10 protein-coding genes are annotated in these 12,979 nt (G+C 63.4%); 7 read left to right on the top strand and 3 right to left on the bottom strand.

The window, feature by feature from the left end:
- Positions 1-115: 115 nt before the first annotated feature.
- From ligB to APH34_RS06165, 3 genes are all read right to left on the bottom strand, one after another.
- Complete coding sequence (ligB, locus tag APH34_RS06175; RefSeq protein ID WP_054900295.1) at positions 116-1,822, bottom strand: NAD-dependent DNA ligase LigB; 1,707 nt, start codon at positions 1,820-1,822, stop codon at positions 116-118.
- A 143-nt stretch (positions 1,823-1,965) separates the two neighbouring features.
- Complete coding sequence (gene metK / locus APH34_RS06170) at positions 1,966-3,156, bottom strand: methionine adenosyltransferase (protein ID WP_054900294.1); 1,191 nt, start codon at positions 3,154-3,156, stop codon at positions 1,966-1,968.
- 19 nt (positions 3,157-3,175) lie between these two features.
- On the bottom strand, positions 3,176-4,168 hold the full coding sequence (locus APH34_RS06165; protein ID WP_054900293.1) for a metalloregulator ArsR/SmtB family transcription factor: 993 nt from the start codon (positions 4,166-4,168) through the stop codon (positions 3,176-3,178).
- 247 nt (positions 4,169-4,415) lie between these two features.
- Here APH34_RS06165 and tkt point away from each other — a divergent pair, with 247 nt between their 5' ends.
- The 7 genes from tkt to APH34_RS06130 all read left to right on the top strand — a co-directional run bounded on the left by tkt (position 4,416) and on the right by APH34_RS06130 (position 12,973).
- Positions 4,416-6,413: a transketolase gene (tkt, locus tag APH34_RS06160; RefSeq protein WP_054900292.1), complete on the top strand. Its 1,998-nt coding sequence runs from the start codon at positions 4,416-4,418 to the stop codon at positions 6,411-6,413.
- A 152-nt stretch (positions 6,414-6,565) separates the two neighbouring features.
- On the top strand, positions 6,566-7,627 hold the full coding sequence (gene epd, locus APH34_RS06155) for an erythrose-4-phosphate dehydrogenase (RefSeq protein WP_054900291.1): 1,062 nt from the start codon (positions 6,566-6,568) through the stop codon (positions 7,625-7,627).
- Positions 7,628-7,639: 12 nt separating this feature from the next.
- On the top strand, positions 7,640-8,803 hold the full coding sequence (locus APH34_RS06150; RefSeq protein ID WP_054900290.1) for a phosphoglycerate kinase: 1,164 nt from the start codon (positions 7,640-7,642) through the stop codon (positions 8,801-8,803).
- 32 nt (positions 8,804-8,835) lie between these two features.
- Positions 8,836-9,054, top strand: a complete 219-nt coding sequence (locus APH34_RS06145; RefSeq protein ID WP_054900387.1) for a hypothetical protein — start codon at positions 8,836-8,838, stop codon at positions 9,052-9,054.
- 110 nt (positions 9,055-9,164) lie between these two features.
- Entirely contained in the window at positions 9,165-9,494 is a 330-nt protein-coding gene (locus tag APH34_RS06140; protein WP_054900289.1) for an MliC family protein, read from the top strand.
- A 100-nt stretch (positions 9,495-9,594) separates the two neighbouring features.
- The gene (fba, locus tag APH34_RS06135; RefSeq protein WP_008093958.1) at positions 9,595-10,659 is read left to right on the top strand and encodes a class II fructose-bisphosphate aldolase; all 1,065 of its coding nucleotides are present in this window, start codon (positions 9,595-9,597) and stop codon (positions 10,657-10,659) included.
- Between the two features lie 193 nt (positions 10,660-10,852).
- The gene (locus tag APH34_RS06130) at positions 10,853-12,973 is read left to right on the top strand and encodes a bifunctional diguanylate cyclase/phosphodiesterase (RefSeq protein ID WP_054900288.1); all 2,121 of its coding nucleotides are present in this window, start codon (positions 10,853-10,855) and stop codon (positions 12,971-12,973) included.
- The last annotated feature ends 6 nt before the right edge of the window (positions 12,974-12,979 follow it).

The following is a 12,979-nucleotide window of genomic DNA, read 5'->3' as shown; positions in this document are numbered from 1 at the left end:
AGCCTCCTGAACGGGGCGGGGCAGCAAAAATTGGGGAAATCCTGCCTTGGTTTTGCCGAATTAGAAACCCTTGATGGATTTTTCTGGCCGAGATTCAGCATTGCCTTGTACGCGTTCAGGGCGTGATCTGTTGCAAGTGGGGGGTATCGGCCATCTGGAAGCCGTCGACCCCGCTGCTTGCCAACTGGGTGGCAAGGCGTTGCACCTCAGCACTGGCGAAAAAACTCGCAAGCTGCCTGGCGCGTGTTTCACCGATGCCGGGCAGAGTCTGCCAGTCGCTGACGGACCGGCCAGCAAGCGTCAGCCAGTGTTCATCCGGTGGCACGTTGCCGGGTGCGGGTACGCCGAGCCCTTTCAGCCAATGGCCGAACGGCCGGGTGCGGGCCAGTTGGAAGCTGCGCTGCAGACGCCTGGCGCTTGTGTCGCTGATGCCCGGCAGGGTCACCAATTGCCGGGTATCAAGTGCCAACCAGTCCGTCATCGATGTGACCAGCCCGGCTTGTACCAGCCGCCGCCAGGTAGCGGGGCCGGTGCCAGGCATGGCCAGCCCGTGCTTGCCGCTAAGCCATACCAGGCGGGCGACAAATTGCTCTTCGCAGCCGTCACTTGCCTGCCAGCAACTATGTGGCCCATAGCGGCCGGGTTCGGGGGCGGCTACTGGCTGGCGCTCGCTGGCGCGGTGAACCACCTGCTCGAAGCGCGGGATGGTCAGCCCGGCAAGGCTGATTGCCACGTGGTCGCCGGGACGAATGTCGAGCGCCTGCCAGCGGGCCAAGGAGCCGAGGCTGACCTGGCTGATCCGGCGGTCATCCAGGGCCACCGGGTACAGCTTGAGCAGTGGCGTGACCCTGCCGGTGCGGCCAATGACGAAACGTACATCACGCACCTGTGCCAGCGCCTGGGCAAAGGGGTATTTCCACGCCGCGATCCAGTAGGGCGCATGGGGCTGCCAGCGCTCGGCCGCCGGGCGGCTGTCCTGGCGCAGAATCACCCCATCGGTGGCGAACGGCAGTGGCGAGCGGTACCAGTGCAAACGCCAGTGCGCGGCTTCATCTGGGGTGTTGATGGCGGTGCTGTAGCGCTGGCTGTCTGGGAAGCCCAGCGTCGCCAACTGAGCCAGGCGCTCGGCCTGGTTGTCCGGCCCCTGCGGCCAGTCCCAGACGAACAGGCCGATCGCTGCGCCTTGCTCGCTGCCCAGTTGCTTGCGCGCCAGCAAGCCGGCCACGGTACTGCGGGCGTTGGCGCTGCCATCCTGGGCTTGCACATGGTTTTCAAGGCGCAGATACAGCTCGCCTTGTACAACCAGGTCCAACGGCTGCGATAGCTGCCGGTTGACGGTGCCCAGGGCCGGTATGTGGCGGCTCCAATCATGCCCGTGAGCACCGTCCCCGCGGCTGAGCAGTTGCACCAGCCGGCCTTGGCGGTAGATCAGCGTGGCTGCCACGCCGTCGACCTTCGGTTGCAGCCAAAGGCCGCTTTTACCGGCCATCCAGCGAGCTACGGCCTGGGCACCCGACAGCTTGTCGACGCCCGTGTGGGGGATCGGATGGGCGACCGGCCCGCGGGCGCTGGCCAGCGGGTTCTGTTCGCCTGCGAGCGCAAAGCACCGCTGCAACTGTTGCAGGTGCTGACGACTCTGGTCGTAAAGCTCGTCAGCCACCCGCGTTTGACCCAGGCGGTGATAGTAGTCGTCCCATTGGCCAAGGGTTTCGCGCAATCTGGCGACCTCCGTGGTGGCCCGGGCGGCCGACCAGGCCGGGCAGTCGGAGGCCTGAGTGGTATGAACGTGGAACAACAGGGCAACGAGCAATAGCAGCGGCATGGCCAGCATCCTTGCATGGCGGGTGGAAGCCTCAGCCTAGGCAATGTTGCCTGCGGGTACGGTGTGCAGTTGTCAGCCGATATGTCACAAAAAAGCCCCTGCCGATCACTCGGCAGGGGCTTTCGTTTACCGCTGTAGGGCAATTACAGGCCGGCAGCGTCACGCAGCGACTGGGCGCGGTCGGTGCGCTCCCAGGTGAAGGTGGTGAAGGTGTCGTCGCCGACCGTCTTCTGCTGCGGGGTGCGGCCGAAGTGACCGTAGGCAGCGGTTTCCTGATACATCGGGTGGAGCAGGTCGAGCATCTTGGTGATGGCGTACGGGCGCAGGTCGAAGCACTCGCGCACCAGCTGGATGATCTTGTCGTCGGAAACCTTGCCGGTGCCGAAGGTGTTGATCGAGATGGAGGTTGGCTGGGCTACGCCGATGGCGTAGGACACCTGGATCTCGCAACGCTCGGCCAGGCCGGCGGCCACGATGTTCTTGGCCACATAGCGCCCGGCATACGCGGCGGAACGGTCGACCTTGGACGGGTCCTTGCCGGAGAACGCGCCACCACCGTGGCGGGCCATGCCGCCGTAGGAGTCGACGATGATCTTGCGACCGGTCAGGCCGCAGTCGCCCACTGGGCCGCCGATGATGAAGTTGCCGGTCGGGTTGATGTGGTACTGGGTGTCCTTGTGCAGCAGCTCGGCCGGCAGGGTGTGCTTGACGATCAGCTCCATCACCGCTTCCTGCAGGTCTTTTTGCGAGACCTCAGGGTTGTGCTGGGTCGACAGGACCACCGCGTCGATGCCGACGACCTTGCCGTTCTCGTAGCGGCAGGTGACCTGGGACTTGGCGTCCGGGCGCAGCCATGGCAGCAGCTTGGACTTGCGGGCTTCGGCCTGGCGTTCGACCAGACGGTGCGAGAAGCAGATCGGCGCTGGCATCAGGACGTCGGTTTCGTTGCTGGCGTAGCCGAACATCAGGCCCTGGTCGCCGGCACCCTGGTCTTCCGGCTTGGAGCGGTCGACACCTTGGGCAATGTCCACCGATTGCTTGCCGATGATGTTCATGACGGCGCAGGTGGCACCGTCGAAGCCAACGTCGGAGCTGTTGTAGCCGATGTCGATGATGACCTTGCGCACCAGGTCTTCCAGGTCAACCCAGGCCGAGGTGGTGACCTCGCCGGCGATGATGGCGACACCGGTCTTGACCAGGGTTTCGCACGCCACACGGGCGTATTTGTCCTGGGTGATGATGGCATCAAGGACCGCGTCCGAAATCTGGTCGGCGATCTTGTCCGGATGCCCTTCGGACACGGACTCGGAGGTGAAAAGGGAGTATTCGCTCATCTCGACGGGTTCCTAAAATTTACCGATGGTGTGTGTCGCCAGTCGTCCGCTGAAAATGGCGGACCTGTATCTGGAAACCGTTACGCAAGCCTACGTAGAGGCTGTCCCCCGGGGCCAGCCCGGCAGCGTTGGCCCAACGGGCCAGGTCGTCCTGTTCAAAACCAAGCCAAAGGTCGCCGCAGGCTTCCCGCGCCCAGCCCTGGTCATGGCTGCACAGTTCGGTGACCAGCAGGCTGCCGCCTGCCTTCACCCGTTTGGCCAGCAGGCGCAGGGCCAGGGCCGGGTCGCTGAAATGGTGCAGCACCATGTTCAGCACAACGCAGTCGGCTTCCACATCCGTTGCACCCAGTGCATCGGCCAACTGCAGGTTTACGTTACCCAGGCGTTCGCGTTCGCACACCTGGCGCGCCAGCTCGAGCATGGTCGGGCTGTTGTCCAAGGCGGTCACGGTGGCAAAGCGCCGGGCCAGGTCGGGCAGAAAGCCGCCGTCACCGGGGCCGACTTCCAGTGCGCTGGCGGTCGGGTCGAAATTCAATGTGTCGAGCAGCGCCAGCAGGCTTTCGCGGTACTGCGGCAAGCCGGCGATCAGGTCTTGCTGGGCGCGGAATTTTTCTTCCACCCGCAGGAAGAAGTCCTGGCTGGTGGCAGCGCGGCGTTGCTGCACCTGGGCGATGCGGGCCTGGACGTCGTGCGGCAGGCTCAGGTCGTCGACCTCTTCGAGCAGCGCCGTGTGCAGGCGCCCGCCCAGGCGCTGGCTGTCAGGCAGGGCGCGGCGGTAGAAGATCGCGTTGCCTTCGCGGCGGGTGGCCACCAGTTCGGCCTGGGCCAGCACCTTGAGGTGATGGCTCATGCCCGATTGGCCGATGCCGAAAATCTGCGCCAGCTCCAATACGCCGAACGAATCGCTGGCCAGGGCACGCAATACATTCAGGCGCAATTCATCGCCACTGGCTTTGCACAGGGCGGCCAGGGTGTCGCTTTGCTGGGGAATGGGTTGCGCGCGAAGGTTCATGAGGCGGCAGTCTAGACAGGCATCGTTGCCCTAGCAAGGCCAATATCAAAAAGTTTTGATATTGGCGATGAGCTGCGAGCCATAAGCTCAAGGCTGCAGTAATAGAGGGGCTTGGCGCGCAGATCGGCTTCGTCTGGCAACTTAAAGCGTGCCGCCAGCAGCTTAAATGTTTGCCCCCAGCTCCCCAGTGGGGGAAAATGGGCGCCTTTTTCGTAACACCACCTATTCAAGCCCCAGGAGATAAGCGATGCCCAGCCGTCGTGAACGTGCCAACGCCATTCGTGCACTCAGCATGGATGCCGTGCAAAAGGCCAACAGCGGCCACCCAGGTGCCCCCATGGGCATGGCGGATATCGCCGAAGTGCTTTGGCGCGATTATCTGAAGCACAACCCGAGCAACCCGAACTTCGCCGATCGTGACCGCTTCGTGCTGTCCAACGGCCACGGCTCGATGCTGATCTATTCGTTGCTGCACCTGACCGGTTACGACGTCACCATCGACGACCTCAAGGCCTTCCGTCAGCTGCACAGCCGCACGCCGGGCCACCCGGAGTTCGGCTACACCCCGGGCGTCGAAACCACTACCGGCCCGCTGGGTCAGGGCCTGGCCAACGCTGTGGGCTTCGCCCTGGCCGAGAAAGTGCTGGGCGCCCAGTTCAACCGTGAAGGCCACAACGTCGTCGACCACAACACCTACGTGTTCCTGGGCGATGGCTGCATGATGGAAGGCATTTCCCACGAAGTCGCCTCGCTGGCCGGTACCCTGGGCCTGGGCAAGCTGGTCGCCTTCTACGACGACAATGGCATCTCCATCGACGGCGAAGTGGAAGGCTGGTTCACCGACGACACGCCCAAGCGTTTCGAAGCGTACAACTGGCAAGTCATCCGCAACGTCAACGGTCACGATGCCGATGAAATCAAGATGGCCATCGACACCGCTCGCAAGAGCGAGCAGCCGACCCTGATCTGCTGCAAGACCATCATTGGCTTCGGTTCGCCGAACAAGCAGGGCAAGGAAGACTGCCACGGCGCGCCACTGGGTAACGACGAGATCGCCCTGGCCCGCAAGGAACTGAACTGGAACCACGGCCCGTTCGAAGTGCCTGCCGACATCTATGCCGAGTGGAACGCCAAGGATGCAGGCGCCAAGGCCGAAGCCGAGTGGAACAAGCGTTTCGACGCCTATGCTGCTGCCTTCCCTGAGCTGGCCGGCGAACTCAAGCGCCGCCTGAACGGCGAACTGCCGGCAGACTTCTCGGAAAAAGCCGCTGCCTACATCGCTGAAGTCGCCGCCAAGGGTGAAACCATCGCCAGCCGCAAGGCCAGCCAGAACACCCTGAATGCCTTCGGCCCTCTGCTGCCTGAGCTGCTGGGCGGCTCGGCTGACCTGGCCGGTTCCAACCTGACCCTGTGGAAAGGTTGCAAGGGCGTCAGCCATGAAGATGCCAGCGGCAACTACATGTATTACGGCGTGCGCGAGTTCGGCATGACCGCAATCATGAACGGTGTTGCCCTGCACGGCGGCCTGGTGCCCTACGGCGCCACTTTCCTGATGTTCATGGAGTACGCCCGTAACGCCGTGCGCATGTCCGCGCTGATGAAGCAGCGGGTCATCCACGTCTACACCCACGACTCCATCGGCCTGGGCGAAGACGGCCCGACTCACCAGCCGATCGAGCAGTTGGCCAGCCTGCGCAGCACGCCGAACCTGGACACCTGGCGCCCAGCCGACGCGGTCGAATCGGCCGTGTCCTGGAAGCACGCCCTGGAGCGCAAGGACGGCCCTTCGGCGCTGATCTTCTCGCGCCAGAACCTGCAGCACCAGGACCGTAGCGCTGCCCAGATCGCCGACATTTCCCGTGGTGGTTACGTGCTCAAGGACTGCGCCGGCGAGCCTGAGTTGATTCTGATCGCTACCGGTTCCGAAGTGGGCCTGGCCGTTCAGGCGTTCGACAAACTGACCGAGCAGGGCCGCAAGGTCCGCGTCGTGTCGATGCCGAGCACCAGCGTGTTCGATGCCCAGGACGCGGCCTACAAGCAGTCCGTACTGCCGCTGGAAGTTGGTGCGCGTATCGCCATCGAAGCCGCCCACGCCGACTTCTGGTACAAGTACGTCGGCCTGGAAGGCCGTATCATCGGCATGACCACCTACGGTGAATCGGCTCCAGCCAGCGCACTGTTCGAGGAGTTCGGCTTCACCCTGGAGAACATCCTGGGCACCGCCGAAGAGCTGCTGGAAGACTGATACAGGCAAAGTGAGGGCCGCAGGCCCTCATTCGCGGCGCAAGGCCGCTCCCACAGGATCTGCATACGCCGCAGTACCCTGTGGGAGCGGCCTTGTGCCGCGAATGGGCCGCACGGCGGCCCCGTTCAACCGCCGGAGTTCAAGAGCTACCTATGCCCCACCCGCGTCCCTACAAAGTTGCACTCAACGGTTATGGCCGCATCGGCCGCTGTGTCCTGCGCGCATTGTTCGAGCGGGGGGCCAAGGCTGGTTTCGAGATCGTTGCATTGAACGACCTGGCCGATCAGGCCAGCGTGGAATACCTGACACGCTTCGACTCCACCCACGGCCGCTTTCCGGGCGAAGTGCGGGTCGACGGCGATTGTCTGCATATCAATGGCGACTGCGTGAAGGTCTTGCGCAGTGCCACCCCCGAGGGCGTCGACTGGGCGGCCCTGGACATCGACCTGGTGCTGGAGTGCTCCGGCGCCTACCACACCCGCGCCGACGGCCAGCGCTTTCTCGATGCCGGTGCGCCACGGGTATTGTTCTCCCAACCCATGGCCAGCGAAGCCGATGTGGATGCCACGGTGGTCTACGGCATCAACCAGGATCGCCTGAGTGGCACCGAGCTGCTGGTGTCCAACGCCTCCTGCACCACCAACTGCGGCGTACCGCTGCTGCGGGTGCTGGACCAGGCGTTCGGCATCGAATACGTGCAGATCACCACTATTCACTCGGCAATGAACGACCAGCCGGTGATCGATGCCTACCACCACGAAGACCTGCGCCGCACGCGCTCGGCGTTCCAGTCAGTGATCCCGGTGTCCACCGGCCTGGCCCGCGGCATCGAACGCCTGCTGCCGGAACTTGCAGGGCGAATCCAGGCCAAAGCGGTACGTGTGCCGACCGTTAACGTCTCGTGCCTGGACATCACCCTGCAGACCGCCCGCGACACCAGCGCAGCCGAGGTCAACCGGGTACTGCGCGAGGCGGCGCTGGACGGCCCGCTGAAAGGCTTGCTGGCCTATACCGAGCTGCCCCATGCCAGCTGTGATTTCAACCATGACCCGCATTCGGCGATCGTCGATGCCAGCCAGACCCGCGTCTCAGGCCCTCGCCTGGTGAACCTGCTGGCCTGGTTCGACAACGAATGGGGGTTTGCCAACCGTATGCTCGACGTCGCCGAACATTATCTGCACGTCGTCCACTCCACCCGCACCAAACAGCCCTGAAGGACTGCATTCATGACCGTGTTGAAGATGACCGACCTCGACCTGCAAGGTAAGCGCGTACTGATCCGCGAAGACCTCAACGTGCCTGTGAAGGACGGTGTGGTAGCGAGCGACGCGCGCATCCTGGCTGCGCTGCCGACCATCAAGCTGGCCCTGGAGAAGGGCGCGGCGGTAATGGTCTGCTCGCACCTGGGCCGCCCGACCGAAGGTGAGTTCTCGGCCGAGAACAGCCTCAAGCCGGTTGCCGACTACCTCAGCAAGGCCCTGGGCCGCGACGTGCCGCTGGTCGCCGATTACCTCGACGGGGTCGAGGTCAAGGCCGGTGACCTGGTGCTGTTCGAGAACGTGCGCTTCAACAAAGGCGAAAAGAAGAACGCTGACGAGCTGGCGCACAAGTACGCCGCGCTGTGCGACGTCTTCGTGATGGACGCGTTCGGCACTGCCCACCGCGCTGAAGGTTCTACCCACGGTGTTGCCAAGTTCGCCAAGGTAGCTGCTGCTGGCCCGCTGCTGGCCGCCGAGCTGGACGCCCTGGGCAAGGCCCTGAAAGCCCCGGCCAAGCCAATGGCCGCCATCGTTGCCGGTTCCAAGGTTTCCACCAAGCTGGACGTGCTGAACAGCCTGAGCGCGGTTTGCGATCAACTGATCGTCGGGGGTGGCATCGCTAACACCTTCCTGGCCGCTGCCGGCCATCCGGTCGGCAAGTCGCTGTACGAGCCGGACCTGGTTGATACGGCCAAAGCCATCGCTGCCAAAGTCAGCGTGCCGCTGCCTGTGGACGTCGTGGTTGCCAAGGAGTTTGCCGAAAGCGCCGAAGCCACCGTCAAGGCTATCGCCGACGTTGCCGCTGACGACATGATTCTTGATATTGGCCCACAAACCGCAGCCCACTTCGCCCAGTTGCTGCAGGCGTCGAAGACGATCCTGTGGAACGGCCCGGTTGGCGTGTTCGAGTTCGACCAGTTCGGCAACGGCACCAAGGTGCTGGCCGAAGCCATCGCTGGCAGCGCCGCATTCTCCATCGCCGGTGGTGGCGACACCCTGGCCGCCATCGACAAGTATGGCGTCGGCGCTGATATCTCCTACATTTCTACCGGTGGCGGTGCATTCCTCGAGTTCGTCGAGGGCAAGGTACTGCCTGCCGTGGCGATCCTGGAAGAGCGGGCAAAAGCCTGACAATGGCGGCGCCTGGCAAAGGGAGCGACCTGATGGTCAAGCAATTGCCTGTGATGATCCTGGCCGTCTTGCTGGGCGCCTGCTCCAGCAGCCGGTCCTCGGACGCCGACCCGGCACACCCGCCCAAGGGCGGGTGCTACCAGTCCGAGTGGCAGGCCGAGACCGTGCCGGTAATCAACAAGCGCCTGGGCCCGGTCGGCCTTGAAAAGTATGACGAAGAGCACCAGCGCCTGGCGCCAGGCTGCCCTTGATCGGCGGTTTGGCAACCAAGCGGTTGATTTGTGGTCTTGAGCACTGGGGCCGTACTTGGAGCCGGCTTGCCGGCGATGGGCTGCAAAGCAGCCCCTATCGGAGTAATTTAATGAAAGCGCTGATGGCCGCGATGGCCCTGGCGACACTGGCAGGATGCTCGCTGCTGCAGCCGGCGCAACCCGCCCCTGCAGACAACTGGACCCGCTGGGTCTGTGACAGCCAGGCCGAAGTGCTCTGGCGCTTCGCTGACGCGCAACAGGACTCGGTCGACGTGCGCCTGGGGGGCGGTGACCAGGTCTACCGGCTCAAGGCGGAGCCGAGCGCCTCGGGCGCGATGTACAGCGACAGCGTGCTGGCCTTCCATACCAAGGGCGATGAAGGCCTGGTGTACTGGGTGGCAACCAACGATCTGATTGGGCGGGGCTGCAAGGCACCGTGACTGGCCGGGCCGCGCTGGTGGCCCACACTACTTGAACAGCAACCGCCCCTGCGGCAGGCTTGCACGAAACAAACGACGCTTGTCGGGAGAGAGATACACAATGGCACTCATTAGCATGCGCCAGATGCTGGACCACGCCGCCGAGTTCGGTTACGGCGTTCCGGCTTTCAACGTCAACAACCTCGAGCAGATGCGCGCCATCATGGAAGCGGCCGACAAGACCGACTCCCCAGTGATCGTCCAGGCCTCGGCCGGCGCCCGCAAATACGCTGGTGCGCCGTTCCTGCGCCACCTGATCCTGGCCGCCATCGAAGAATTCCCGCACATCCCGGTGTGCATGCACCAGGACCACGGCACCAGCCCTGACGTCTGCCAGCGCTCCATTCAGCTGGGCTTCAGCTCGGTGATGATGGACGGCTCGCTGGGCGAAGACGGCAAGACCCCGACCGACTACGAGTACAACGTCCGCGTTACCCAACAGACCGTTGCCATGGCGCACGCCTGTGGCGTATCGGTGGAAGGCGAACTGGGCTGCCTGGGTTCCCTGGAAACCGGCATGGCCGGTGAAGAAGACGGTATCGGCGCCGAAGGCGTGCTGGACCACAGCCAGATGCTGACCGACCCGGAAGAAGCCGCCGACTTCGTCAAGAAGACCCAGGTCGACGCCCTGGCCATTGCCATCGGTACCAGCCACGGTGCCTACAAGTTCACCAAGCCGCCTACCGGTGACGTGCTGGCAATCGACCGCATCAAGGAAATCCACAAGCGTATCCCCAACACCCACCTGGTGATGCACGGTTCTTCCTCGGTACCACAAGAGTGGCTGGCGATCATCAACCAGTACGGCGGTGACATCAAAGAGACCTACGGCGTACCGGTTGAAGAAATCGTCGAAGGCATCAAGCACGGCGTGCGTAAGGTCAACATCGACACCGACCTGCGCCTGGCCTCCACCGGCGCCATGCGCCGCCTGATGGCGCAGAACCCGAGCGAGTTCGACCCGCGCAAGTTCTTCGGTGAAACCGTAAAAGCCATGCGTGACGTGTGCATCGCCCGTTACGAAGCCTTCGGCACCGCCGGCAATGCCTCGAAGATCAAGCCGATCTCCCTGGAAGGCATGTTCCAGCGTTACCTGAAAGGTGAGCTGGCCGCCAAGGTCAACTGAGCCACTGGCAGCCCTGAAAACCCGCAGAAATGCGGGTTTTTTTATGGCCGCCGGAACAGTACACGACCGCTGGTCGACTATCCTGGATTAATCCATTGATAGCGTTCTGATTGCATTGCGTGTTGCAACCTCGAGTCTAGAGTGTTAATCGGATTCACCTGCAAGTTGAAGTTGGTCACACAAGAGAAGCAGCATGGATGGCGCTTACCCTCAACCACCAGATGGCCACTCGGTTCTTTTGGTGGTAGACGATTACCCCGAAAACCTCATTAGTATGCGCGCCTTGCTGGCGCGCGAAAATTGGCAGGTGCTAACGGCCAGCTCTGGGAAGGAAGCCTTGGCCGCTTTGCTCGCACACGATGTCGACCTGGTCCTGCTGGACGTACAGATGCCCGAAATGGATGGCTTCGAGGTCGCCCGGCTGATGCGCGGCAGCCAACGTACACGGCTGACCCCGATCATCTTTCTCACTGCCAACGAACAGTCAGACGCCGCCGTGCTGAAGGGGTATGCCAGTGGCGCGGTGGACTACCTGTTCAAGCCTTTCGATCCGCACATCCTCAAGCCCAAGGTGCAAGCCCAGCTGGATCAGCAGCGTAACCGGCGCATGCTGCAGCAACTCACTGGCGAGCTTGAGGCTGCCAGGGCCTTCAATGCCTCGATCCTGGAGAATGCCGCCGAAGGCATCCTGGTGGTCGACGCGTGCGGTACCATCAGCTTTGCCAACCCAGCCATCTCACGGCTACTGGAAGCGCCGGTCGAGTTGCTGCAGGGCGTTGATCTGCTCGAGCTGGTGCAACTGCCCAACGCAACCCTGTGGAACGAATCCGACTTTTATCAGGCGTACCTCGGGCGGCGAATCTTCCGGGTACACGATGCTCATCTACGCACCAAGGGCGGCCATCTGGTGCCGGTGGCACTGTCCTGCGCGCCTCTGCCCGCCGATCAGAAGGCCATGGTGGTGACCGTGCTGGACATGTCGGTGGTGCGCAACCTGCACCAGCAGCTCGAATACCAGGCGGTGACCGACCCTCTTACCGGCTTGCTGAACCGGCGCGGTTTCTATCAGGCAGCAGAAGGCGTGCTGCTGCGCAACGAACGCTCGGACAAGGCCCAGGCCTTGATGTACATGGACCTGGACGGGTTCAAACGGATCAACGACTCGTTGGGTCACGAGGCGGGTGACCGCGTGTTGCGATGGGTGGCCGAACAGATCAAGGACTGCCTTGGCAATGAGGCGTTGCTTGCACGCATGGGCGGTGACGAGTTCACCGCACTGTTCGACAGCCTGCCTTACCCTGAGCAAGCCGGGCGCTTTGCCGAGCAGTTGCTCGAGCGCGTGTCTGTCCAGCAACAGGTGGAGGGCCTGGATATCTGCCTGGGCGTCAGCATTGGTATTGCCACCTACCCGGACTGCGGCGCCACGGTCGAAGGCATGCTGCGAGCGGCTGATGCGGCCATGTATGCCGCCAAACAAGCCGGGCGCCAGCAATACCGTTTCTATGATCAGGAGCTCAACGGCCGGGCGCGTTCGCGCTTGATGCTCGAAGACAGCGTACGCAATGCTGTCGCGGCCAACGACTTCAGCCTGGTCTATCAACCCCAGGTCGGCATTGCCGACGGGCAACTGCGGGGCTTTGAGGCGTTGCTGCGCTGGCAGCACCCCAGCGTCGGTGATGTGCCCCCAGGGTTGTTCATTCCGTTGCTGGAGGAGGCACGGCTGATCAATCGCCTGGCCGGCTGGATCTATCGCCAGAGTGCGGCGCAGCGCCAGGCCTGGCGGCAGCGCTTTCCCCCATCCCTGGTAGTCGCCATCAGCCTGAGCCGTGCGCAATTCACCCTGCCTGGCCTGGCCGAGGAGCTGCAGCGGGTGATTCATGACTACCAGCTCGACCCGGCGCAACTGGAGGTCGAAGTGGCAGAGACGTCGCTGATGTACAACATCGACGCGGCGATCAAGCAGGTCCACCGCCTGCGTGCGCTGGGTGTGCGCGTAGCGCTGGACGATTTTGGCGCTGGCGACTGCTCGCTACGCATGCTGCGCGACCTGCCGATCGACACCTTGAAGCTGGACCGGCACCTGGTGGCGCGCCTGCCCAGCTCGGCGGCGGACGCTGCGTTGGTGCGCAGTGTCATGGGCCTGTGTGAGGCCTATGGCATAACGGTCATCGCCGAGGGGGTGGAGACCCAGGCTCAGGCGGCCTGGCTCAAGGCCAATGGGTGTACCTATGTGCAGGGGTTTCTGGTCGCCCACCCGATGACCGCTGCCGACGCCAGCGGCTTTCCGGCATTTTTTTCCTGGCCGCGTCCGTGATTGGCT

The organism is Pseudomonas sp. NBRC 111131, from assembly GCF_001320525.1.
GTDB classification, from domain to species: domain Bacteria; phylum Pseudomonadota; class Gammaproteobacteria; order Pseudomonadales; family Pseudomonadaceae; genus Aquipseudomonas; species Aquipseudomonas ceruminis.
This window is presented reverse-complemented; position numbering and strand designations above follow the sequence as displayed.

What these genes read in the sequence shown, in the direction of transcription:
- ligB (WP_054900295.1), bottom strand. Translation starts at nt 1,822, where the DNA reads ATGCCGCTGCTATTGCTCGTTGCCCTGTTGTTCCACGTTCATACCACT.
- metK (WP_054900294.1), bottom strand. Translation starts at nt 3,156, where the DNA reads ATGAGCGAATACTCCCTTTTCACCTCCGAGTCCGTGTCCGAAGGGCAT.
- APH34_RS06165 (WP_054900293.1), bottom strand. Translation starts at nt 4,168, where the DNA reads ATGAACCTTCGCGCGCAACCCATTCCCCAGCAAAGCGACACCCTGGCC.
- tkt (WP_054900292.1), top strand. Translation starts at nt 4,416, where the DNA reads ATGCCCAGCCGTCGTGAACGTGCCAACGCCATTCGTGCACTCAGCATG.
- epd (WP_054900291.1), top strand. Translation starts at nt 6,566, where the DNA reads ATGCCCCACCCGCGTCCCTACAAAGTTGCACTCAACGGTTATGGCCGC.
- APH34_RS06150 (WP_054900290.1), top strand. Translation starts at nt 7,640, where the DNA reads ATGACCGTGTTGAAGATGACCGACCTCGACCTGCAAGGTAAGCGCGTA.
- APH34_RS06145 (WP_054900387.1), top strand. Translation starts at nt 8,836, where the DNA reads ATGGTCAAGCAATTGCCTGTGATGATCCTGGCCGTCTTGCTGGGCGCC.
- APH34_RS06140 (WP_054900289.1), top strand. Translation starts at nt 9,165, where the DNA reads ATGAAAGCGCTGATGGCCGCGATGGCCCTGGCGACACTGGCAGGATGC.
- fba (WP_008093958.1), top strand. Translation starts at nt 9,595, where the DNA reads ATGGCACTCATTAGCATGCGCCAGATGCTGGACCACGCCGCCGAGTTC.
- APH34_RS06130 (WP_054900288.1), top strand. Translation starts at nt 10,853, where the DNA reads ATGGATGGCGCTTACCCTCAACCACCAGATGGCCACTCGGTTCTTTTG.